The sequence below is a fragment of the Actinoplanes sp. NPDC089786 genome (assembly GCF_040684855.1).
Classification (GTDB): Bacteria; Actinomycetota; Actinomycetes; order Mycobacteriales; family Micromonosporaceae; genus Actinoplanes.
Genome location: NZ_JBFBGU010000026.1, coordinates 35,982 through 59,268 on the forward strand (window position 1 = coordinate 35,982; position 23,287 = coordinate 59,268).

The following is a 23,287-nucleotide window of genomic DNA, read 5'->3' on the forward strand; positions in this document are numbered from 1 at the left end:
GCTATGTCCGGGCGTCGAGCTGGATCGACCACCGCGCCGGGGCGGCCGGGCCCACGATGATCGGTACGGTTCGCTGTGGCCCCGGCGGCCCGGAGCCCAGTAACGCCCACAGCTGCCGCACGTCCGCGGCCCGGCAGACCACGAACCGGGCCGCCGCGCCGGCCCGGCCGGGCGGGACCTGCTCGACCGTGTCGACCCGCCGCCACCGAGCCGGCAGGTCGTCACCGATCGTGTCGCCGGCGACCACGACGTCCGTGTCCTCGCCGAGCTGCATGACCAGGGCCCGCGCGTGCCGTCGCACCGCGTCTGAGCTCCCGCCCACGGTGAGCACGTCGGGTGCCATCGCCAGGTCGATCCAGAGGCGGCGGCCGTCCCGCTCGCCGGCGATCACCGGCGCGGCCGACGGCGGCGGCCGTCCCTTCTCGAGCCATCCGTAGGCCGCGCCCCAGCGGCCCGGCCGCGCGCCGATCAGCCGCACGCTCGCCGGCTCGGCCGCGCACATCAGGTCGGTGACCAGCGCCGCGAAGGGATCCGGCGGCGAGGCCGGTGCGGGTGCCGTGCGGGGCGTGCCGCGTTGCGCCGGTATGGCGGTGATCGGCGCGGGCCTGGGACCGGCCGGCTCCGTGAAGGCGCCGACGGCGCGGGTGGGAATTCGGGTCGGGAGGGGGATGGCCGGTGGAGAGGGCGGGGTGCCGCGGGTCGGCCAGGAGGTCCCGGGAGGCGTAGCCGGGGTGGCCGCGACGGGTGACGGCAGGCGCGCCGCCGAGGCGGCGCGGGCGGACCGCCGCCGCGAGAACCGCACCATCCCCGTCCAAGCGACGAACAGGACCGCGAGTGCCGCCACCACGACCAGCGACCCGGTGGGTGACCAGAGCGACGCGAACCCGGACGGCCCGTCATCCGCGGACTCGGGTGGGGCCGCCCGGTCCGGCGGCGGCGTCGAGGGCGAGGCGGACGGCCGCGACGGCGCCGGGACGGGCACCGAGGGACGCGGCGGTGAGCTGGGCACGGGCAGGGCTCCGCTGACGACGCGCGGGCCCTTGGCATCCGTCGGCAACATCAGGATCCACCCCGGCTCGACCCGGGTGGAATCGGTCATCGTCTGCCCGTCGGGCTGAACCCGCCCGCGGTTCAGCTCGAAGATCTCCTGGTACCGGTTGCCGTCGCCGAGCGTCGTGGCCGCGATCGCGAAGAGGTACTCCCGGCGCCCGTTGACCGGCGGACCGACCACGTAATACTTGCCCGTATCAGCCGGTGCCAGAAGCGTTCGCACGGCCGGCGCCCCGGCTGCTGCTGCACTCGAGGCGAGGGCGGTCGTGGGCAGAGCGAGCAGGAGCGCCGTCGCGGTCACCGCGAGTCGTCTCATGGCGGCATCGTCCTCCTGCTGCTGCCACGGTTCGTGAGCGATTTCGTGAACCATGGCCGTACGCGCCTCGTTGTTAGGTTGTTCTCCCGAACCTGGAGGCGTAATGAGGGCAACTACACCTTATGCACAGTATGCGGTAGAGGCTCCGAGCGCCTGCCGTGATGCGGCAGCCGACATCGGCGCTCGGCTTCGTGCGCTGCGCGCGCATCTGGCCGGCCTCGACCCGCAGCGGCTGGGCCTGACCGGCGCGCGCTACGCCGATCTGCTCGCCGGGTACGACATCTACGCCCGGATGCTTGACGACGCGTTGCACGACATCGCCGGTGACCTGGAACGCGCGGCCGGGACGACGGGGCGCTCCGATCTGGAGCCGGCCGGCGGGCATCTCCGGTGAACGCCACGGACGCCGACCTGGCCGCCGCCGGGCAGGCGATCACCGCGCTGGCCGCCGACGTGGCGGCGCGGCTGGCCGAGCTGCGGGCCGCGCTCGAGCCGACGCGTGCGGTGTGGTGCGGTGGGGGTGTGGACCTGGAACCCATGGACGAGTGGACGATCGCGGTGGACGGCCTGCTCGGCCCGGACGGCGTGCTCGGTCAGATCAGCCGCGCGACGGCGACCACCTGGCCGGCCTTCCCCGGCGCCGGGTGGGACGGCGGCGACCCGGCACCGGTCCGGGACTGATGCGCGGATGAGTCCTACCTGCGACGACGAGGCGATGCGGTCGTTGATCGGTTTCCTCGCGCTCGACCGGCTCTCCGCCGAGGAACGCGTCGCCGTCACGGCGCACCTGGAGTCATGTGCGTCCTGCCGTGGCGAACGGGACGAGGTCGACCAGGTCGTCTCAGTCCTCGGCATGCTCTCCGTCGCCGATGTGTCCGCGCTCCTGTCCGAGTACGCGATGCCCGAGGCGGCCACGCCGGCGCCGGTCACCGATCAGCTCTTCGGCGCGCCCGGCGCGCCCCGGCCGGCGCCGCGGGCCGGAGACCCGGCGGACCGGCCGCGGGTCGTACCCCACGTCGACCGGGCGTCGCGCAAGAGGGCGCAACCGTTGACGATCGGGGAGGGCACTCTGCGCCCCCGGCCCGCGACCGGCCCGCTGGCCCGCGGGCCGCACACGCACCGGCCGGCCCGGACCCGCCGCCGGCCCACGGTCGTCGTGGGTGTGCTGACCGCGGGAGTCGCGCTCGCGCTCAGCACCGTGCTGTTGCTCAATCCGTGGACGTCGTCGGACCGCCTCGGCCCGGTGGTCGCGGTCGCGGCGACCAAGGACGGGACCAGTGGTGTGGACATCTCGGCCACGCTCTATGCGGAGGAGGGCGGACTGAGCGTACGGCTCGCGGCCGATGGCCTCGGCCTCGGTGTCTACCAGCTCTACGCGGTCACCCGCGACGGCGAGGACCTGCTGCTCGGCCGGTTGACCGGTGCGCAGGGCGAGAACTCGTACGCCGGTGACATCCCGGTGCCGATCGACGATCTCTCGTCCTTCAGCCTGCGGCAGGTCGACGGCCCGCTGTCGGTCTCGGTCGCGGTCACCAGAGAGCCCGCGCCAGAAAATCACGGCGGACGATGAACTTGAAACGGCGATCAATCGTTGTAGCCGCGTGCACCCCGCTGCGAACAATGCACGATCGGACAACGACGACGCGCTGAGACTCGCCTATCAGGAGCACGGGCCGATCCTGCTCAACTACGTCCTGCGCCTCACCGTGGGCAACCGTGGCATGGCCGAGGACATCGTGCAGGAGACGCTGGTGCGCGCCTGGAATCATCCGGAGGCACGCACCGAGGACGGCCAATGGAGCCGGGGCTGGTTGTTCACGGTGGCGCGGCGGATCGCCATCGACCACATCCGGGCGGCGCGGGGGCGGACCACCGAGCTCCTCGGCGAGCACGTCGAAGAACGGTTGAGCGTCGACGACGACATCGACCGGCTGATCGACAGCCGGGAGGTGCGGGAGGCGGTGGCCCGGTTGCCGGAGCGGTTGCGCAGCGCCTTGATCGAGATCTACTTCCAGTCACACTCCGTGTCTGAGGCGGCACGGAACTTGTCCATCCCCGAGGGCACGGTCAAGTCACGGACCTTCTACGCGCTCCGCGCTCTGCAGGATGACCTGGTGAATCGCGGCTTCTTCGGATAACGATCGAAATTTCTCGCCGTACGATGAACCGTCGTGCCTTCCGCGCCGTTCCCAGTGCACATTCGGTGGAGAGGGAACCAACCGTGACAGTCAAAGTCACCGTCGGCGTGCGCGTGAGCCTGGCGCGGATCGCGGCCAGGTTCACGGCGGCGGTCACTGCCGCTGTGCTCGGCGTCGCGGTGGCCGGCGCGCCGGCACTGGCCGCCGACAACGAGTACGTCCAGTACTACGCGGTCACCTCCGCATCGGAGAACCTGGGCGCGATCGCGGAGCGGCTGCTGCACGACTCGGGGCGCTCGGCCGAGATCTTCAAGCTGAACGCGGGGCGCCGCCAGCCCGACGGCGGCAGTCTGACCGACCAGAACAAGTTGCGCGCCGGCTGGTACCTGGTCCTGCCGTGGGATGCGGACGGGCCCGGCGTGCAGTACGGATTCCTGCCGACGAAGGCGCCCGCTGCTTCCGGAACCGGCACGTCGGCCGACAAGGGCGGATCAGTTCCGGACGGGAAGAGCGCGAGTGGTCCGGCCGGGCAGGCGGCGAAACCGACCGGACCGCCCACCGCGCCGGGCGGGGGATCCGCGACGCGGAGTCCGGCCGGAGTCGTTCCCAAGACGCCACCGCCGCCGTCCACGGGGAAGAAGTGCGTGGCGGCCACCGTGTCGAGCCGGCCCTCCAACTGGGCGATGACACGGCTCGCCGCGGACCAGGCCTGGAAACACAGCCGTGGCACCGGTCAGCTCGTCGCCGTCGTGGACTCGGGTGTGGACGGCCGCGCCGCCCAGCTCAGCGGCCGGGTGGCGATCGGCGCGAACATCGTGACCGGGGACGGCCGCGGCGACAGCGACTGCATGGGCACCGGCACGGCGATGGCCGGTCTCGTGGCCGCCGAGCCGCTGGGCGAGCTGACGTTCGCGGGCGTGGCGCCCGAGGCGGTGGTCATGCCGGTGCGCGTGGTGACCGACGGGAGAGCGGCGGATCCGGTCGGTCAAGCGGCCGCGATCGAGGTCGCGGTGTCGGCCGGCGCCACCGTGGTCGCGCTCGGTTCGCACGTGGATGTCACCCAGGCGCCCGTGGCACAGGCGATCAAGGCGGCCCTGGAACACAACATCGTCGTGGTGGCCGGAGCGCCGGTCCGCGGCGGGCGGCCCGCGCCGCTGGACGGGGCGGTCCTGGTCGGCGGTGTGGCCGAGAACGGCAAGCCCGCCGCGGCCTACGCGCCGAAGTCGGTCGACGTGGTGGCGCCCGGTATGAACGTCTCGAGCATCGGCATCAACGGGACCAAGACCTTTGTGGGCAGCGGAACGCAGTATGCGGTCGCGCTGACCGCGGGCACGGCGGCGCTGGTTCGCTCGTCGCACCCGGAATTGACCGGGAAGCAGGTCGCCCACCGGCTGACGGCCACCACGGAGAAGATGGCCGGGGCGCAGGCGGACGGCTGGTACGGCAGCGGCATGGTGAGCCCGGTCGCCGCGGTCACCCAGCAGCTGCCCGAGGAGACGACGGCGGCCGCTGGAGCGGCCGCCGGTGGACGGGCGAGCGGCGGTGGCGGCGCCCGGCTGGCATTCGTGCTCACCGTGCTGGTCGGCCTGCTCCTGAGCGCGCTGCTCGTCTTCCGGTTCCGCGGCACGATGCGGCGGGCGTCCGCCGGGGGCGTTGACGAGCTGGACAACGACTGGCCGGCCGGCCCGGTGCCGGGCGAGGCGAACGATTCCGTGTCCAGCGCCACCGGATCACGCTGACCCGAGGTGCCGATGGTCCAGGTCGCCGGAGTTCTGCTCGCCCTGACGGCGGCACTGCCCCTTCTTGCCGCGGGCGCGCCGATGTCCGCGGCGCCGGCGCCGGCGCCGTCCGAGCCCGTCGGCTGTTTGGGGCCGCCGCAGAGCGTCGAGACCGGAACCCCGTGGCCGCAGTCCCGGCTCGGCGTCGAGCGCGCCTGGCCGCTGACCCGCGGCGCGGGCGTGACGGTCGCGGTGGTCGACACCGGCATCGCGGCGAACAGCCCTCAGCTGTCCGGCCGGGTGCGGCACGGCTTCGATCTCACCGCCGACGGCGGCACCCGCGGCGACCGTGACTGTTTCGGCCACGGCACGTTCATCGCGGGGATCATCGCCGCCGCGCCGGCGGCCGGCACGGGGTTCTCCGGTGTCGCGCCGGAGGCGACACTGTTGCCGGTCCGGGTGGCGAACGCGCTGGATGACGGCACGGCCGGTCTGCTGGCGCGGGGCATCCGGACCGCGGTCGACGCGGGCGCCTCGGTCATCAACGTCTCCGCCAGCACCGCCGCCCCCGAGGCGAGCCTGGTCGCGGCCGTCGAATACGCCGAGGACCACGACGTCGTGGTGGTCGCCGCCGCCGCGAACGGCGCCAAAGAACAGGCGGCGGTCGCCTACCCGGCCGCATTGCCCACCGTCCTCGCGGTCGGCGCGATCAACTCGACCGGCGCTCTGGCGGACTTCTCCCAACAGGGCAAGCACCTGCGGCTGACGGCGCCCGGAGTGGACGTGGTCAGCATCGGACCGGGTGGCCCGGGCCACTGGATCGGCAGCGGCACCAGCTACGCGGTCCCGTTCGTGGCCGGGGTGGCCGCGCTGGTGCGTGCGTACCGGCCGGAGCTGACCGCGGCCGAGGTGCGCCACCGGCTGGAGGTGACGGCGGACCACCCGGCGGCGAGCATGCCGGACCGCGGCTTCGGTTTCGGCGTGGTCAATCCGGCCGGCGCGGTGTCGTCGGTGTTGCCGGAAGAGGGCGCCGGCGGCGGGATCCCGGTCCAGGACTCGGCGCGGCGGCCCGCGCTGCCGCCGCCGGACCCGATCGGACCGTACCTGGCCGCCTTGGGGGCCGGCCTCGCGGTCGTGCTCGTCGGCGTCGTTGCCCTGCTCACCCGGCTCATCCCGGCCGGGAACCGGCGGCGCTGGCGCCCGGCCGGCATGGCCGGCGCCCAGCGATCCCCTCGCCCGTAGCCGTCCGGCGGCAACTCTCCGGTCATTGGACCGGCTTCTCCGGCACCTCGACCTCGGGGGTCTGCACCAGACGAACCGATCGCCTCCGGTCGATGTACTGGCCCCGCGCGGCGGGCAGCGTCCGTGGTCGTACGTTGCCGAGGAACACACCCTCCTCGCGCGGGCAGGAGAACAGGACGCTGGGCGAACCCAGCTCCCAGGCCCGGCGCAGGACGGAGTTCATCATGGCCCGGGAGGCGCCGGCGGTGCTCCGTGCGACGACCAGGTGCAGGCCGATCTCGGAGCCGTGCGGCAGCAAGGGCAGCAGCGGTGCGAGGGGCGACTCGCGGCCGTTCTCGATCAGTTCGAAGTCGTCGATCAGGATGAACAGCCGTCCACCGGTCCACCAGTCGCGCTTGTGCAGCCGGCTCGGCGGGATCTCCGGCCCGGGCAATCGGCCGGTGAGCACCTGCCCGGCCTCGAGCAGCGTGGCGGTCAGGCGCTCGGCCGACATCGAGTAACCGATCTGATGCGCCTCCGGGATCGCGTCGTGCAGTTCCCGGCGGAAGTCGCCGAAGACGACCCGTGCCTCCTTGGGCGTGTGATGTGCGGCGACGCTCTGAGCGATGTGCCGCAGCAGGTTCGTCTTGCCGGTCTCGGTGTCGCCGAAGATCAGCAGATGCGGGTTCAGGTCGAAGTCGTGCCACAGCGGCTCCAGCCGGACGTCGTCCAGGCCGAGCGGGATGCGGATCTCCGCCTCCTTCGACGGCGCGGTGGCGGCCGGCAGTTCGGTGGCCGCGAGCCGGTCCGGCAGCAGCTTGACCTTCGGCGCCCGCGGCGCGGCGGGTACGTCCAGCGCCTCGACCAGCTCCCCGGTGGCCTCGCTCAGGTCCTCGGTGTCGGGGTAGCCGTCGATGCGGGGCAGCGCGGTGAGGAAGTGCTGCCGGTCGGCGGTGATGCCACGGCCCGGGGAGTTGGGTACGGTCGCTGCCACCCGGCTGTTGACCTCGGACTCGACCGGGTCGCCGAGCTTGAGCTCGAAGCGGGTACCGAGCACGTCGCGCAGCCACGGCCGGATCTCGGTCCAGCGGCCGGCCGAGACCAGCAGGTGCACGCCGAAGCTGAGGCCGCGCGAGGCCAGCTCGCCGAATCGGTCGTCCAGCTCCTGGAAGTCCTGGCGGATGGTGTACCAGCCGTCGACGACCAGGAACACGTCACCGTACGGATCGACGTCGTGGAAGTTGCCCGCCGCCCGGGCCCGCCGATAGTTGACCATCGAGTCGATGCCGTGCTGGCTGAAGATCACCTCTCGTCGCGCCATCAGGTTGGTCATCTCCAGCACGGTCCGGGTCACCTTGTCACGGTCGAGCCGGCCCGCGACGCCGCCGACGTGCGGCAGCCGGGACAGCGACGACATCGCGCCACCACCGAAGTCGAGGCAGTAGAACTGCACCTCGGAGGCGGTGTGGGTGAGCGCGAGCGCGCAGATGAGCGTACGCAGAAGCGTGCTCTTGCCGGCCTGCGGCCCGCCCACCACGCCCATGTTGCCGGCGCTGCCCGCCAGATTGGCGACCAGCAGCTCGCGCCGCTGCTGAGCGGGCAGGTCGACCAGGCCGACCGGCACGCTGAGCTGGCCGGTTCCGTAACCACCGACCGGCGCCAGGCCCACCTCCGGGTGCTCCACCAACGGCGGTAGCAGCTTCTCCAGCGTGGCGCTGACGGTCAGCGGCGGCAGCCACACCTGGTGCGCCGCCGGACCGTGTCCGCGCAGCGCCTCCAGCAGCACGTCGGCGAGGACCGGCGGCTTGTCGGCGCTCTCCGTGGCCTCGTCCTCCGCCGGTTCGGGCGGCGCCGCCGGCACCAGGTGCTCGGTGCCGAACGGGACGACGCCGCCGTGGTCGGAGTGCCGGCGGCGCTGGTGCGGCGGATGCCACGGCCCGGAGCAGTACGCGGCCTTGAAACGGATCAGCGTCTGGGTGTCCGGCCGCAGGTACCCGTTGCCCGGAGCGTTGGGGAGCTCGTAGGCGTCCGGCACGCCGATCACGCTGCGGCTCTCCATGGAGGAGAAGGTGCGCAGGCCGATCCGGTACGACAGGTGCGACTCGATGGTGTGGATCCGGCCCTCGTCGACCCGCTGGCTGGCCAGCAACAGGTGCACGCCGAGGCTCCGGCCGAGCCGGCCGATCATCGCGAACACGTCGATGAACTCCGGCTTGCTGCTCAGCATCTCGCTGAACTCGTCGACCACGATGAACAGCGCCGGCATCGGCTCCATCGAGGTGCCCTCGGCGCGGGCCCGCTCGTATTCGCGACGTGACGGGTAACCGCTGGCCCGCAGGTGCTCCTGCCGCCGGTTCAGCTCGCCGGTCAGCGCATCCTGCATGCGGTCGACCAGTTCGAGTTCCTCGGACAGGTTGGTGATCACCGCCGACGTGTGCGGCAGCCGCTCGAAGCCGAGGAACGCCGCGCCGCCCTTGAAGTCGACGAGCACCAGGTTGAGCTCCTCGGACGAATGCCGGGCCGCGAGAGCGAGCACCAGCGTACGCAGCAACTCGCTCTTGCCCGAGCCGGTGGCGCCGATCAGCATGCCGTGCGGCCCCATCCCGCCCTCGGCCGCCTCCTTGATGTCCAGGTCGATCGTCGTGCCGTCGCCGGTCATGCCGATCGGGACCCGCAACCGTTGTGAGGCGCTGCGACCGGCGCGGTAGGCGGCCGGGTCGAGCACCGTCAGGTCGCCGAGCTGGAGCAGTCCGGCCAGGTCGTAATCGGTGGCCAGCGGCTCCTCGGTGTCGCCGCCGGCGCCGACCCGGTACCGGGCGATCGACCGGGCCACCGCGGCGGCCGCGGCCACACTCATCCGGTCCGGCCGGCACAACGAGGTGCTGCCCCGCTTTCCGAGATGATCGAAGGAGACGATGCTGACCTCGTCCTCGGCCGCATGCAGGAGCAACGTGTGTGGTTGGGCCTCCCAGCCGAGCGTGGATCCGATGTCCAGGGTGAGCACGTTGCGGTAGCCCTCGTTGGCCAGCCGGTGCTCGACCGGCAGCCGCGGGCCGTCCAGGATCACGACGACGTACGGCTCCAGCGCCGTGACCGGGGTGTCCGGCTCGTACCCCGGGCGGTCCAGCACACCGAGCACGGCGAGCGCCTCGTCGAGATCGGCCGGGTCCGCGATGAACCGCCGGCGGGTGCCGGTGACGTCCGGCACGGAGTCGTCCTGCACGTGCGGCAGCCACTTCGCCCAGTCCCAGTGCGAGCCGGAGACGGCCAGGATCACGTGCAGTTCCGCGGGTGCGTGCGCGACGACGAGCTGGGCGAGCATCGCGCGGACCGTGGACCGGATCGTGGGCCGGTCGCCCCGGTAGCCGATGCGGGCGAAGCCGCGCAGGTAGATCGCGATCGGTGAGTCCTGGAGCGTGGAGTAGGCGCGCAGGAACCGCCGCAGGGCATGTGCGGCCAGCGGTTCCAGGTCTTCGACCGGTTTACTGCTCGGCGCGATCAGACGGGTGGTGGAACGCCGTGCGCCGAGACCGATCCGTACCTCGCCGAAGTCCTCGTGCGAGGTGCGGCGCTCCCACAGGCGGCGGCTGAGCGCCATCGACCACAGCGCTCCGGGGTCGGGGTGCAGCCAGCGGGCGGCGCGCCGCTCCTCGGTCAGCGCCGCCCGGACCTTGCGCCGGACCTGGCCGAGGTAGCGCAGGTAGTCCCGGCGTTCGCCGTTGAGCCGGTGCTTGTGCTGGCCGGAGTTGCGCATCAGTGGCACGACCATCATGGCGATCGCGGAGAGGACCATCAGGCAGACGCCGACATAGGCGAGCGCGCCCGCGTTGGGCCGCAGGAACATCAGGACCATGGCCAGCGAGGCGATGGCCATCGGCGCGAGCATCAGCACCGTGCTGAGCCCGCGCTCGGCCGGCTCGGGGATGATCGGCGGCTCCTGGAGCGCGATCTCCTCACCGGGCGCGCTGGGACCGGCCCGGCGGGCCTTGCGCGAGTACGGAACCGTGCCCACGTTCGTCTCCTTCGGTGAGGGCTTTCCCTCCGAAAGGGGCGGTGGCCGGGCCGCGCGTGGGCGTTACCCGGCGCATCCCGCCTACCGTGCTGACGATGTTCGGCTTGATGCCGTGGTGGGCAGAGACCAACATATCAGTACGAATAGGATGAGTCGAGGTGATGATCGTGCCCGACGAGACCAGGGTCGACGTCCGGCGCCTGCAGGACATCGCCGCCTCGCTCGGCGTGCTCTTCGACGATCACGCTCAGCACTTCGAGGGGTTGTACGGCTACACGCCCGAACTCGGCGACTTCGAGGCGGCGCGGTGGCTGGGCGACGTCGTCACCGGCCACCGGGACACGGTGCTCGCGCACGTGGCCTACCTGCGCCGGACGCTCGCCGAGATCCACGCGGCGCTCGGTCAGATCGCCGATGAGTTCGACGAGACCGACGCCGCGAACGCCGCCGCCGTCGCGTGCGTCGAGGATCCTTCCCGCCGGTGAGGGGTTTCCCCTGGATCCGGCGGCTCGCAGGCTCGGGCCCGGACCGCGGTCCCACGCGCTCCCTAGCGTCGGAGTCTCAGGGTGCTCTCCGGTGCGACAGGAGGATTGACCGTGCCTCTAAGGCAAGCGGCCGTGCAGACCACGGTCAACGGTCAGCGGCTGAGGGATGTCGGCGCGCTGATCAGCTTCATCACCGACGAACACAAGGCCGCCATCGCCGACCTCGGCAAGGTCGCCCCGAACGCGGGGGCGTTCGACGCGGCACAGTGGGTTCGCGATCTGTTCATCGACCGCCGGGACGCCGTGGCGACGCACCTCAAGTACCTCGAGACCGCGTTCAAGGAGATCAACGAGGGCCTGATCGCGATCGCCAAGGAGTTCGAGGGCGTCGATATGACCAACTCTGATGCCGTGGCCAGGGCCACCGCCGCGTCCAAGAACATCATCACCGAGATGGGCAAGGCCGAGTACCAGCCGGTGATGTCGAAGAGCAAGCCGTCGTACGAGACCGGTGACGACTCACCGACGAATGACGAGGACTCGTTCGACTTCGCGAACCCGAAGGACCCGAAGATCCTCGACTTCGACCCCGCGCACGTCCCGGGGATGGGTCAGTTCATGACCCCCGGCGGTCTGGGCAAGAACAACGACAGCGTGGTCAACCTGAACGAGCAGCCGGACCTGAAGAGCAACCAGAGCATGAGCCTGCAGGCCGCGCCGCCCCCGCCGGCTACCGGTACGCCGCCTCCACCCGTGACGGCTGCGCCTCCGCCGGCTACCGGTACGCCGCCTCCACCCGTGACGGCTGCGCCTCCGCCGGCTACCGGTGAGCACTTCTCCAAGACAGAGCCGGTGGAAGGCGGCACGATCACCCACAACTCGAACAATGACGACGACTACCAGGGCCGCACCTACCGGTACTACGAGATCGACGGCCACCACCAAACCGACGCGAAAGGCCGCGAGGTCTGGTGGCTGAATGGGAAGCCGTATATCAAGCAGTCCAGCAAGCCCGTGTACGTGGCGCTCTGAGACGCGGAAGGTACCGTGGACCGCCTCACGCGACAGCGTCTCGCGGCGCCCGTCCGGCTCCGGTTCGTGCTGGGCGACAAGGCCGTGGACGTGGCGCTGCCCGGCGAAGCGCCGCTTGTCGACCTGCTACCGGCCGTCCTGACGCAACTCGACCGGGAGGCCGGTGACCACGGCGCCGAGCACGACGGCTGGGTGGTGCAGCGCCCCGGCGAGAAGCCGCTGGACGAGGAACGCTCCGCCGTCGAGCTGAACCTGCTCGACGGCGAGGCGCTGCACTTCCGGCCGCGCGCCGAGCAGCTGCCGCCGATCGACTTCGACGACCTCGTCGACGGGGTCGGCGAGCAGGCCCGCAACAGCCGGTGGCGGTGGGGCGCCGACCGTACGCGATCGATGTTCCTGGCCTTCGGCGGTATCACCCTGGCCGCCGGCCTGGTGATGCTGGGATTCGGCGGTCCGGCCGTGTGGCGGGCCACCGTAGCGGCCGTGCTGGCCGTGGCGCTGCTGTCCGCCGCCGGTCTGGTCAGCCGGTCGGTGCCCGACCCACAGACCGGCACCCTGCTCGCCGGTGCGGCCGCCGGATACGCCGCGGTGGCCGGTTGGCTCGGCGCGCAGGCCCTGGCCCCGCACTCGCCGACGGAGGTCCGGGTCGCGCTCGCCGCGCTCGCCGCGCTGGTTGCCCTCAGCGCCGGCCTGTCCGCCGTCGCCGACTCCGGCCTGCTCTTCGCCGGCGCCCTGGCCTTCGTCGTGAGCGTCGCGGTGCCGGCGCTGATCGCCGCTGTCGGCCCGGTCCGGCCGCAGGAGGCCGCCGCCTGCGGGCTGACGCTGTCGATGATCGTGAACCTGACGCTGCCCCCGCTGGCCTTCCGGCTCGGCGGGCTCGCGCTGCCGCTGCTGCCGGGCAACCCGGAGCAGCTCTCCGAGGACATCGACCCGGCGCCGCACCGGGTGGTCGTCGAGCGCGGATCGGCCGGCCTGGCCTACCTGGCGGCGCTCACCGTCGGCGCGGGCACGGCGCAGATCCTGATGGCAGCGGTGCTGCTCCGGCCGGGCGGCGGCTGGCCGATCATCATGGCGCTGGTGGTCGCCACGCTGCTGAGCATGCGGTCCCGGCATCTGACCCTGATCGTGTCCCGCTGGGCGACGATGGGCCCGGCGATCGCGCTGGTCGTCTTCGCCCTGTTCCGGTTCGCCTTCGATCAGACCGATGTGGTGCGGGCCGCCGTCCTGGTCCCGGCGGTGGTGGCGGTGGCGGGCGCGGTGCTGACCGCGGCCGTGACCCTGCCCGGGCGACGATTGCGGCCGTACTGGGCCCGGACCGTGGAGATCATGGAGATCCTCGTCGCGGTCTCGCTTCTTCCGGTGCTCGCGGCCGTGCTCGGCATCTACTCGATGATGCGGGCCTGGGCCAGCTGAGATGGAGTCACGCAAGGATCAGGTACACGCGTACTTCTACATTGTCAGCCGGCTCAACGCGGCGGTCATGCGGGGGCGGCCGGACCCGCACGAGCCGCCGAACTACCGGCCGGTGCTCGGGTTCGTCATCGGCATGCTGCTGGCCGTGGTGATCGCCGGCGGCTTCGGCATCTACGGCATCTTCCGGCCGGGCGGCGACAAGTCCTGGCGGCAGAGCGGCGTGGTCATCGCCGTCCGCGAGACCGGCGGCCGCTACCTGCTGCTCGACGGTCAGCTCCGGCCGGTGCTCAACTACGCGTCCGCCCGGCTGGTGCTGGGCAGCGGCACCGATGCCCGGATCGTGCAGGTCTCCCGCAACTCGATCAAGGGCCTGCCGGTGGGAACGCCGATCGGCATCGCCGGCGCCCCGGACTCGGTGCCCGCGGCGAATCGCCTCTACACCGGCCCGTGGACCGTGTGCGCGCAACCACCCACGCCGGCCGGCGAGCCGGCCACGACCCTGATCCTCGGCGATGCCGCGGCGCCGGCGCCGCTCGGCACCAAGCAGGCGTTCCTGGTGCAGACCGCCGACCGGCAGGCCTATCTGGTCTGGCAGGGACGCCGGTTCCGCGTGGCCGGTCCGGCCGCGGTGGCATTGGGCTACGCGGCGGTCGACCCGGTGATGGTGACCCCGGCCTGGCTGAACCCGATTCCTTCCGGGCGTGACCTGGCCTTCCCGCCCGTTCCGGCCCGGGGCCGCCCGGGTCCGGTGATCGGTGGGCGGCCCAGCGTGATCGGCCAGATCTTCGAGGTGCGCAACGCGGTCAACGGCACGACAGAGCAGTTCCTGGCTCGCTCGGACGGCTTCGTCCGGCTCAGCCGCACCGTCGCAGCGCTGGCGCTGGCCGATCCGGGGATCCGGCTGGCCTATCCGGGCGGTGCGGTGAGTCCCATCCCGGTCCGGCCCGACGAGCTGGCGCTGGCGACGGTCGCGAAGAGCACCGAGTTCGTCGACGGCTATCCGCCGGACCCGCCGGCGCCGCTCAACGGCGGTGGCGGGATGCCGTGTGTGGGCTATCGCACGGCCGGCAAGACGGTGATCGTGACGCTTTCGCAGATCAAGGCGGACGCGGCGGCCGGGGCCCTGCTGGTGCCGCGCGCGGTCACCTCGGCCGGCACCGTGGACCGGGTGCTGATCGCCGCCGGGACCGGCGTACTGGCCCGCAACCCCTACGCGCCGGGCACGGCGGGCGGAGCGCTGTTCCTCGTCTCCGAGTACGGCGCGAAGTTCCCTCTGCCGCCGGCCGGTGTGGAGGCGCTCGGCTATGCCGGCAGCCCACCCATCGACGTGCCCGCCGAATTGCTCGAACTGCTGCCCACCGGCACGGTTCTGGACCCGGCCGCGGCGTTGCGGAGTCAGATCGTGGGCGGCTGACGGGGGATATCCCCGAGAACGCGGGCCGAGCCCCGCGCGACCGGTTCCGCCGCGGCTCCGGCTGCTCTCATGGTCTTGTCACCACAGCAGTGTCCGAAGAGGAGATGAGATGACCTCGAGTACCGGCCTTGACCCCGGCGTCGCGGCGGGGGTGGCCACTCAGCACCGTAATACGTCCGCCGAAATCGGCCTACAGGGATTTCAGAGATTCCAGCAGGCGTTCGAGGTAATGGACCAGGACTGCAAGGGCAAGATGATGGATGCGCTGCTGCGAGCAAAGGAAGCCTGGCACCAGGAGCTGCACGCCATCATGGATGACCTGAACACGATGGCCGACAACGTGGACGGCACCATCGTGGACCTCGACTCGACGGACTCCGACGGCGGGGCCGGCGTCGCCGCGGCCGGTGTCGACATTCTTCGGGGTCTGGGCTAGGCAAGCGAAATCAAGGAGGAGGGGCCATGCCGCAGGACCAGATAATCAATTACAACTACGCCACAATTGAGCAGGGCACCGACCAGATGATGCAGATCAACCGGTACATCGGTCAGCACATCGACGAGATGGCCACCAGCATCGGTCATGCGCTCGATGCCTGGCAGGGGACCGCAGCCGACCAGTACCACATGCTGGCCTCTCGCATTCACGGGAACCTCGAGGACATGAACGCCATCGTGAATGATCTCTCGGTCAAGCTGCGCGACGGTGCGGAGGAAATGCGCCAGCAGGACGTCCGCTCCGGAAACACCCGGTTCCCCGGCTGACGAAACAACTGACGCCGGGGAGCAGCACTGCTGCCCGGCGCCGTTTCCTTGTCGTACTCGAGTGTTGGAGTGAGCGGTGGCCGCGGGCGAAGTCGGGACGTTTGACGAGAAGAGCCCGCCGACACGGGAGACGTTCGGCGATTACCACGTGTGGACCGAGCTGATGCCGTATGTCAACGACATCGTCGATACGGGGCAGGATCCGGCCAAGGAATGGTTCCACGGTGGCGACGCGTTCACCGCGTCTCTGGCCGCGCTGTCACGGATGGTGGAGGACCTGGAGCAGCATGCCAAGGACCTCACGGCCGGCGACAGCCCGATCTTCGCCGGTGAGGCGGCCAACGCGTTCCAGGAACACGTGAAGCAGCTCGCCGACAAGAGTCGCAAGGGTGTCGGCGATGTGATCCTGGCCAACAATTTCGGCGCGCACACCTATGCGATCGGCACCCACATCAACAACTTCAGGGCGGAGTTCTGGGCGATCGTCGACGCCGGCCACCGGCTCAGCGACAAGCTCCGGACGTATGCCAGCGAACGGATCGACGCCATCTACAGCGGCATCACCGACGCTGCCGCCCAGCGTGAGGCCGACCGTGCCGAGGCGATGACCGCCGCCTACCACGCCGGCGAGGCCTGGATCATGTCCAACCTCCGGTCCCGGTTGGTGCAGCTGTCCGCCACGTACCGGGCCGAAGGAGGGGCTTTCAAGCCGCTCACGGTCGCGGTGCAGCAGAGCGTCCCCAAGGCGGCGCCGCCGACCACGCCGCCGGCCACGTCGACCGGCACGCCACCGCCGGCCACGTCAACGGGCACGCCACCGCCGGCCACGTCGACCGGCACGCCACCGCCCACCACGTCAACCGGGGCGCCGCCACCCACCGCGACACCCGACGGGATGCCCGAGCCCCAGCAGAAGGATATGGACCACAAGCCGGGCACCGACACGCTCGAGAACCGGGAGGAGAATCCGGCCAGCGTCGCGAACGTTCCCGGGCCAGGTCCGGGTGACGGTGCCGGCGGCTCGGCGGACGATGCCCTCGAGGACGCCAAGAACGCCGCGGGCGACGCCATCGACGACCTCAAGAACGGGGATCCCGAGCACGACGCCGCGCTGGATGACGCCAAGGAAGCCGCCAGCAACGCGCTCGACGACCTCAAGGGCGCCGGCGACCCCGGAGGCGCGGGTACGGGTGACGGCCCCGGCGCGGGCAGCGGGATCGGCCCTGGCGCGGGCGGCGGGATCGGCCCTGGCGCGGGCGGCGGATCCGGTCTCGGCCCCGGGACCGGAACGGGGCCGGACGGTTCGGCCGACGCCGGTCAGAAGCAGGCCCTCGAGGACGCCAAGAACGCCGCGGGCGACGCCATCGACGACCTCAAGAACGGCGAGCCGGTGCACGACGAGGCCCTCGACGACGCGAAGCAGGCGGCCCAGGACGCGATCGACGACCTCGGCCCCGCGGCCACCGGCGACTCGACCGGCGCCCCCGGACCGGATGACGCGGGCGCGGCCCGTGAGCAGGCCCTCGAGGATGCCAAGGGCGCGGCGGACGACGCCATCGGCGACCTGATGGACGGCGGCGGTGCGGGCGTGCCGACGACGTCCAACACACCTGGCGGCACCGGCCGGCCCGGCGGCGGGGGCGGCGCCGGGGACTCGGCTGCTGATCAAGCTCGCCAGCAGGCCCTCCAGGACGCGCAGAACGCCGCCGATGACGCGATCGACGACCTGACCGGTGGCGGCGAGGACTTGCCGACCACGTCCTCGACGGACCCGGCCGCCGACGAGGCCCGCGACGAGGCGCTGGAGAACGCGAAGGACGCGGCCGGCGACGCGATCGACGACCTGATGGGTCAGTCCACCGGTGACCCGGAAAATGACGCTGCCCGCGACGAGGCGCTGGAGGACGCGAAGGAGGCGGCGAACGACGCGATCGACGACCTCGGGGAGTCCGGGGCGGGTGACGTCTCACCGGACGAGGCCCGGCAGAACGCGCTCGACCAGGCCCAGGACGCGGTCGATGACGCCATCGAGGATCTCTCCGGCACCGGCGATTCCGCCACGGACGACGCCCTCGATGACGCGCGGGATGCCGTTGACGATGCCCTCGGCGGCGGTGCGGACGACGGCGACGGCAACTCCGCGGACGACGACGACGGCAACTCCGCGGACGAGAAGGCGGCCCGCGACGACGCGCTGTCCGACGCCCAGGACGCCGCGGACCAGGCCATCGACGATCTCCTCCGCGACGATCCGATGAGCGACGCCCTCGACGCGGACGGCGACGGCAAGCCCGACGGCGACATGAACGACGACGGAAAGATCGACGCCAACGAGGCCGAGGCGCTCCGGGACGACGCGCTGGCGGCCGCGAAGGACGCGACCGACAAGTCGATCGACGACCTGATCCAGGAGGTGCGGGACGACGCCGGGGCCGACGGCCTCACCGACGACGAGCGGCAGGCCCGAATCGATGCCCTGGAGGACGCGAAGGGGTCGGCCGACGACGCCATCGACGAACTCATCCAGGAGGGCGGCGACCACTCGACACAGCTGTCCGACTTCCTGACCGGCAAGAACGACAACCCGGCCCCCGGCGGTGGTGGCGGCAGCGGCGACGGCGGTGGCGGCCCTGGTGGTGGCAGCCCTGGTGGCGGCGGCAGCGGCGGCGGCGGCGACAACCCGGACCAGCCCGCACCGCTCGAACTCGCCCCGGTGACCGCGAACCCCACCGGGACCGACCAGTCCGTGCTCCAGCCGACGGGCGGGGGCGCCGGTCAGCAGCCCGGTGGTTCCGGCATGCCGATGTCGCCACCGATGGGTGGCGGCATGGGCGGCGAGGGCAATCGTGACCGTGAGCGCAACACCTGGCTCGTCGGTGAGGACGGCATGTGGGGCGAGGACGGCCAGGGCGCCGTCTCCAGCAATGCCGTGGGCCGGGACTGAGCATGGCCGGATCCCAGCCGTACACCCTGGACGAGGTCAGCGCCGCGCTCGAGGCCGCCTCGCCGGCCGACGTGGAACGCGGGGCCGGCGCGTTCGATGAGGCGCGGCGCGGTCTGCGCACCCTGGCCGGACACCTGGACCGCACGCTCGGCGATCTGGACCAGGCGTGGCGGGGCGCGGCGGCGGTCAGCGCGCGGCTGGATGAGCCGCTGCGCCGTACCCGTGAGGTGCTGCACATGTTGGACGAGGGCGAGTACGGGCGGCTGCTGCGGGTCACCGCGAACGGCTTGGTGGCCGGCCAGGCCCGCGTCCGGGACCTGACGGCGCAGCGGATCACGGGCGCCACCGACGTCCCGTTCGATCAGCAGGCTCAGCGGATCCTGCACGACGTGGCGGACGGATACCGGGCGGCCGGCGAGGCGGCCGGCGGCCAGTCACCACCCCCGGCCGTTCCGGTGGAGGAGCCTGGCCTCGGCCGGGCGCTGCTCGAAGCCGCCCACGACGGGTCCGCGCCCCTGCGGCTCGCGGCCGGCGCCGATCCCGCGCAACTGTTCCGACCGGCCGGGCCGCCGCCCGGCGCCGGCCAGCCCGGTGATTCGGCTCCGCCCGGTGGTGGCGGTGGTGGTGGCGGCGCCGCCGGCAACGGCATGGGAATGATGCCGTTCATGCCGATGGGCGGGATGGGCGGCGGCATGGGTGGCGGCATGGGCGGCGGACAACTGGACGGAACCGGGCAGAAGCGCGGCGGACTCCAGGGTGACCAGGCCGTCTGGCTCGACGGGCAGGACGACGGCTGGAACGTGATCGGGCGTCAGGAACGGGTCGAGGCCGTCGAGGCCGCCCGGGAGGACTTCCGCAAGAACTTCGAGCAAGAGATCAAGAAGGCGACGAGAGGGGATCGCGATGTCTGACCACGAGGAACTGCCGGGCGGGAGCGGCGGGCTGGAGGCGATGTTCGCCGTGCTGGCCGACGAGCAGCGCAAGATCACCGAATTCCAGCGGAAGATGTCGGAGGCGAGCACCGTCGTCGAGTCGTCGAACAAGATGGTCACCGCGACCTTCGACGGCCGTGGCGAGCTGACCCGGCTCACCTTCAACAACGGCAAATACCGCACGATGGCGCCGAAAGAGCTCGCCACGATGCTGATGGACACCCTGAAGCGCGGGCGTGCCGCGGCGTTCGGCAAGATCGACGAGATGGCCGGCCGGGATGTTCTGCCCGGCATCGCCTTCGGCGAGCTGGCCGCGGGCAAGGTCGACATCGACGAGGTGGTCGGCACGTTGATGACCTCGGTGGTCGACCTGCCCGGGATCGCCAGGGCGGCGAAGGAGGCGACCCGCGCCGATGGCTGACGAGACCACGATCGAGCCGGATGGGGCGCGCCGGTTGCTCAACGTCGTCGAGTCCGTCGGCGGCGACCTGCAGGCCGCGCTCGACCGGGTGCGAACCGTCCGGTCGACACTGCCCGAGCCGTGGGGCACCGACGAGTACGGCAGGCGGTTCGCCAAGCCACGCGAGCCCAAGGCGGAGAACATCCTGGGGAATGTGCTCCAGTCCGTCACGTACCTGAGGGAGCTGGCCGCTGAGGGCAAAGGCGCGATCGACGAGTTCGTGAACACCGACCACGACAACTCCAGCACCCTGGCGCCGGGGTCGTGAGTCAGCGGACGATCACGGTCGATCCGTCGGCGGGCTCCGGCTACCGGACGCTGGCGGCGGCCGTGGCGGCGGCGCCGGAGGGGTCGGTGATCACCGTGCGTCCCGGCAACTACAGCGAGAACCTGGTGCTCACGAAGATCGTCACGATCACCGCGCAGAACGGGCCGGGCACGGTGAAACTCGCTCCGGTGTCCGGCGTGCCCGTGGTTCTCATGGCCGAATCCGCCGCGCTCGCCGGTCTGTCGATCATCGCCGCCGATGGTGACAGTCCGGCTCTCGCTCTGGGCGCCGGTCAGCTCAGCGTCACGGAATGCGAGCTGGCCGCGTCGGCCTGGGCGACCGTCTTCGTCCGCGACCAGGGCTCGCTGACCATGCGGGGCAGCCGGGTGACCAATCAGGTCGGCGCGGGCGTCGTGGTCACCTCACGGGTCGGCAGCATGGTCGACGACTGCCGGATCGAGCGGCTGGGCACCTCGGGCGTGGTCGTCGCCGAGCAGGGCGAGTTGCGGGTCCGATCGTGCAGCGTGCGTGAGGCGCGCGGCAACGGCATCTGCATCAACGGCCATGGCAAGATCAACATCGAGGACACCGAGATCACGGGTACGAACAAGCCGGCGTTCGCGGCCGAGCAGCAGTCCGAGGCCACGGTGCGCCGGTTGACCGTCCGGCGGGCCAACGGCGTCGGCATCTACCTCGCCACCTCCGGGGCCTCCACCCTGGAGGACTGCACGGTGGACGGGAGCGGGGCCGACGGCGTGTTCACCGGTGAGCGGTGCGCGCCGACGTTGCGCCGCCTCCGGGTGACCAGCGCGCAGCGCAGCGGCTTCCGGTTCCTCGGGCGATCGGCCGGCCGGATGGACGCGTGCATCGCCACGAAGATCGCCGGCGTCGGCATCCAGATCGGCGAGCGCAGCAATCCGGAACTGATCAACATGGTGGTCAGCGATTGCACCGGCGCCGGTGTGCGACTGGACGGCGGCGCCGACCCGCTGCTGCACCGGTTGCAGGTGAGCGGCTGTGACGGCGCGGCCATCGAGGTCAAGGACGCGGCCCGCGGCCGCTTCGAGAACGTCACGATCGAGCGGTGCGGCGGCGTCGGGATGCGGATCGGCGGCGGTGCCCATCCGTCGGTCAGCGGCCTCAGCCTGCGGGGCAGTTCCGGCGCCGGGGTGACCGTCGAGGAGGCGACCGCCTCGCTCAGCGACTGCGACATCGGGGACGCCGGGGCGGCGGGGGTTTCGGCCGGGCCGGGCGCGGAGGTCTCGCTGACCGCGTGCCGGGTGCACGACGGAGCGGCCGACGGGCTTGTCCTCGCCGAGGGCGCGACCGGGACGGTGACGGACTCGGAGTTCACCGCGAACGCCGGCGACGGCATCAGCGTGCGTACCGCCCGTTCCGTACGCGTGGCCGGTTGTTCGGTGCGGGACAACGAGGGCGCCGGACTGCGCCAGACCGAGCCGGTCGGACCGCTGGTCGTCGACGGGCTCACCAGCTCCCGCAACCGGCTGCCGGACGCGTACGGGACGGCCACCGCCGACGCCGCCGCGCCGGATGCCGTCCCGACGCCGGCCGAGGAGCGCAAGCCGGCGAGCCGCGGATCCGACCCGTTACGCGAGCTTCAGTCCCTGGTCGGTCTGGACGGCGTGAAGCAGGAGGTCACGTCACTGATCAACCTGAACAAGATGTCCAAGCGGCGCCAGGAGGCCGGCCTGTCCGCTCCGCCGATGGCCAGGCACCTGGTCTTCGCCGGCGCGCCCGGCACCGGCAAGACCACCATCGCCCGGCTGTACGGCAAGATCCTCGCCGAGCTGGGCGTGCTGAAGAAGGGACACCTCATCGAGGTGGCCCGGGCGGACCTGGTCGCCCAGATCATCGGCGGCACCGCGATCAAGACCACCGACGCGTTCAACTCGGCCCTGGGCGGCGTGCTCTTCATCGACGAGGCGTACACGCTGAGCAACAGCAGTGGCGGGAACGGCCCGGACTTCGGCCGCGAGGCCATCGACACGCTGGTCAAGCTGATGGAGGATCACCGCGAGGACGTGGTGGTCATCGCGGCCGGCTACTCCGCGGACATGGAGCGCTTCCTGCAGGCCAACCCGGGCCTCGAGTCCCGCTTCAGCCGGACCATCGAGTTCAGCAACTACAGCCCGTCCGAGCTGGTGACGATCGTGGAGAACCAGTGCGATCGGCACGACTACCAGCTGGACGCGGCCGCGGCGGCGGCGTTGCTGACCTACTTCGACCGGATCCCGAAGGACGGCACCTTCGGCAACGGCCGCGAGGCGCGCAAGGTGTTCGAGCGGATGGCCGACATGCAGGCGTCCCGGTTGGCCTCGGCGCCGGGCGTGAGCACCGCCGAACTCGCCCTGCTCACCGCCGAGGACCTGCCGGTGGCGGTCGGCAGGGCGACGTAGAGGACATGGGGAATCACCGGTGCGCCGACAAGGCCGTGCACAACCTGCTCGGTCTTCACATTCTCGGCCGGCTCGCCCCGGCCGACCAGGCACGAACCCGGCGCCATCTGGACGAGTGCACAGCCTGCTCCGCGGACGTCGTCGAGCTGGCCGGGATCACGTCCTACCTGAACCTGCTGTCGCCCGATGACATCGCTGAGATCCTGGCCGCGGACGCCGCGCTCCGGAACGGATGAATCGCGGCGGCCGGCCGCACAGGCCTGAGCCGCACGGGCTCAGGACAGCGGGCCGGCCACCGCGGCCGCCGGTGACGGGAACCGGCGGCCGCGTCACGGGCGTGTCAGGTCATGGCAGCGGAACCAGGGTCAAATTCATCCGTTCCGCGTACGCGTTGAGCCACTTCTCCACGGGTGGGCTCGACGGTGCCACCCAGGGCTCGTCGCCGCTCTTCGGCACGACCAGCGGGCCGACGGCCAGGCTGTGCATGAAGTCGCCGGTCTCGATCGCCCGGGCGGTGTTGAACGGGAACAGCCAGCACCACTCGTGCTCGATCGGGCTGTCCGGATCGAGCAGGGCCAGCGGGTGCCCGCCCTCCTCGATCTGCCGGAGTGTCGCGGTGGCCTGGGCGCGTGCCGCGTCGACGTCCATGACGGTCCTCTCCCTGTGTGTGTTGGCGTGCATGTCGGGCGGCCGGTAGGGAAG

21 protein-coding genes are annotated in these 23,287 nt (G+C 71.7%); 18 read left to right on the forward strand and 3 right to left on the reverse strand.

The annotated features are described in order from the left end of the window. Nucleotide 1: 1 nt before the first annotated feature. Nucleotides 2-1,366: a hypothetical protein gene (locus tag AB0O15_RS41230; RefSeq protein ID WP_364331253.1), complete on the reverse strand. Its 1,365-nt coding sequence runs from the start codon at nt 1,364-1,366 to the stop codon at nt 2-4. A 103-nt stretch (nt 1,367-1,469) separates the two neighbouring features. Between AB0O15_RS41230 and AB0O15_RS41235 the strand changes: the two genes are divergently transcribed. From AB0O15_RS41235 to mycP, 6 genes are all read left to right on the forward strand, one after another. Further along, entirely contained in the window at nt 1,470-1,760 is a 291-nt protein-coding gene (locus AB0O15_RS41235; RefSeq protein WP_364331256.1) for a hypothetical protein, read from the forward strand. Next, on the forward strand, nt 1,757-2,047 hold the full coding sequence (locus tag AB0O15_RS41240) for a hypothetical protein (RefSeq protein ID WP_364331259.1): 291 nt from the start codon (nt 1,757-1,759) through the stop codon (nt 2,045-2,047). Before AB0O15_RS41235 ends, AB0O15_RS41240 begins: the two co-directional genes overlap by 4 nt. A 7-nt stretch (nt 2,048-2,054) precedes the next feature. Beyond that, nucleotides 2,055-2,936 carry a zf-HC2 domain-containing protein gene (locus AB0O15_RS41245; RefSeq protein ID WP_364331262.1) on the forward strand — a complete coding sequence of 294 codons (882 nt, stop codon included), beginning with the start codon at nt 2,055-2,057 and terminating at the stop codon, nt 2,934-2,936. A 31-nt stretch (nt 2,937-2,967) separates the two neighbouring features. Further along, nucleotides 2,968-3,504, forward strand: a complete 537-nt coding sequence (locus tag AB0O15_RS41250; protein WP_364331265.1) for a sigma-70 family RNA polymerase sigma factor — start codon at nt 2,968-2,970, stop codon at nt 3,502-3,504. An 83-nt stretch (nt 3,505-3,587) separates the two neighbouring features. Further along, complete coding sequence (locus AB0O15_RS41255; protein ID WP_364331268.1) at nt 3,588-5,243, forward strand: S8 family serine peptidase; 1,656 nt, start codon at nt 3,588-3,590, stop codon at nt 5,241-5,243. Nucleotides 5,244-5,255: 12 nt separating this feature from the next. Continuing rightward, nucleotides 5,256-6,464 (forward strand): type VII secretion-associated serine protease mycosin, encoded by a 1,209-nt coding sequence (gene mycP / locus AB0O15_RS41260; RefSeq protein WP_364331417.1) that lies wholly within the window; start codon nt 5,256-5,258, stop codon nt 6,462-6,464. Nucleotides 6,465-6,486: 22 nt separating this feature from the next. Here mycP and eccCa read toward each other — a convergent pair whose 3' ends face one another. Further along, nucleotides 6,487-10,455, reverse strand: coding sequence for a type VII secretion protein EccCa (gene eccCa, locus AB0O15_RS41265; protein ID WP_364331271.1), 3,969 nt, complete (start codon nt 10,453-10,455; stop codon nt 6,487-6,489). A gap of 158 nt (nt 10,456-10,613) precedes the next feature. Here eccCa and AB0O15_RS41270 point away from each other — a divergent pair, with 158 nt between their 5' ends. From AB0O15_RS41270 to AB0O15_RS41325, 12 genes are all read left to right on the forward strand, one after another. Then, the gene (locus tag AB0O15_RS41270) at nt 10,614-10,940 is read left to right on the forward strand and encodes a hypothetical protein (protein WP_364331274.1); all 327 of its coding nucleotides are present in this window, start codon (nt 10,614-10,616) and stop codon (nt 10,938-10,940) included. An 81-nt stretch (nt 10,941-11,021) separates the two neighbouring features. After that, nucleotides 11,022-11,972, forward strand: a complete 951-nt coding sequence (locus tag AB0O15_RS41275) for a hypothetical protein (protein ID WP_364331277.1) — start codon at nt 11,022-11,024, stop codon at nt 11,970-11,972. A gap of 15 nt (nt 11,973-11,987) precedes the next feature. Then, nucleotides 11,988-13,385, forward strand: a complete 1,398-nt coding sequence (gene eccD / locus AB0O15_RS41280; RefSeq protein WP_364331279.1) for a type VII secretion integral membrane protein EccD — start codon at nt 11,988-11,990, stop codon at nt 13,383-13,385. A gap of 1 nt (nt 13,386) precedes the next feature. Next, nucleotides 13,387-14,799: a type VII secretion protein EccB gene (gene eccB, locus AB0O15_RS41285; protein ID WP_364331282.1), complete on the forward strand. Its 1,413-nt coding sequence runs from the start codon at nt 13,387-13,389 to the stop codon at nt 14,797-14,799. A 109-nt stretch (nt 14,800-14,908) separates the two neighbouring features. Continuing rightward, complete coding sequence (locus tag AB0O15_RS41290; RefSeq protein WP_364331285.1) at nt 14,909-15,235, forward strand: hypothetical protein; 327 nt, start codon at nt 14,909-14,911, stop codon at nt 15,233-15,235. 26 nt (nt 15,236-15,261) lie between these two features. Further along, nucleotides 15,262-15,564, forward strand: a complete 303-nt coding sequence (locus tag AB0O15_RS41295) for a WXG100 family type VII secretion target (RefSeq protein ID WP_364331288.1) — start codon at nt 15,262-15,264, stop codon at nt 15,562-15,564. 76 nt (nt 15,565-15,640) lie between these two features. Further along, nucleotides 15,641-18,508 (forward strand): hypothetical protein, encoded by a 2,868-nt coding sequence (locus AB0O15_RS41300; RefSeq protein ID WP_364331291.1) that lies wholly within the window; start codon nt 15,641-15,643, stop codon nt 18,506-18,508. 2 nt (nt 18,509-18,510) lie between these two features. Next, nucleotides 18,511-19,419, forward strand: a complete 909-nt coding sequence (locus AB0O15_RS41305) for a hypothetical protein (RefSeq protein WP_364331294.1) — start codon at nt 18,511-18,513, stop codon at nt 19,417-19,419. Beyond that, on the forward strand, nt 19,412-19,861 hold the full coding sequence (locus AB0O15_RS41310) for a YbaB/EbfC family nucleoid-associated protein (RefSeq protein WP_364331297.1): 450 nt from the start codon (nt 19,412-19,414) through the stop codon (nt 19,859-19,861). The genes AB0O15_RS41305 and AB0O15_RS41310 overlap by 8 nt, the downstream gene beginning before the upstream one ends. Further along, a complete protein-coding gene (locus AB0O15_RS41315) occupies nt 19,854-20,168 on the forward strand; it encodes a hypothetical protein (RefSeq protein ID WP_364331299.1) in 315 nt (104 codons plus the stop codon). The genes AB0O15_RS41310 and AB0O15_RS41315 overlap by 8 nt, the downstream gene beginning before the upstream one ends. Then, the gene (locus AB0O15_RS41320) at nt 20,165-22,585 is read left to right on the forward strand and encodes a right-handed parallel beta-helix repeat-containing protein (protein WP_364331302.1); all 2,421 of its coding nucleotides are present in this window, start codon (nt 20,165-20,167) and stop codon (nt 22,583-22,585) included. Before AB0O15_RS41315 ends, AB0O15_RS41320 begins: the two co-directional genes overlap by 4 nt. Nucleotides 22,586-22,590: 5 nt before the next feature. Further along, nucleotides 22,591-22,821 (forward strand): zf-HC2 domain-containing protein, encoded by a 231-nt coding sequence (locus tag AB0O15_RS41325; protein ID WP_364331305.1) that lies wholly within the window; start codon nt 22,591-22,593, stop codon nt 22,819-22,821. A gap of 109 nt (nt 22,822-22,930) precedes the next feature. Here AB0O15_RS41325 and AB0O15_RS41330 read toward each other — a convergent pair whose 3' ends face one another. Continuing rightward, entirely contained in the window at nt 22,931-23,266 is a 336-nt protein-coding gene (locus AB0O15_RS41330) for a YrhB family protein (RefSeq protein WP_364331420.1), read from the reverse strand. Nucleotides 23,267-23,287: the final 21 nt, after the last annotated feature.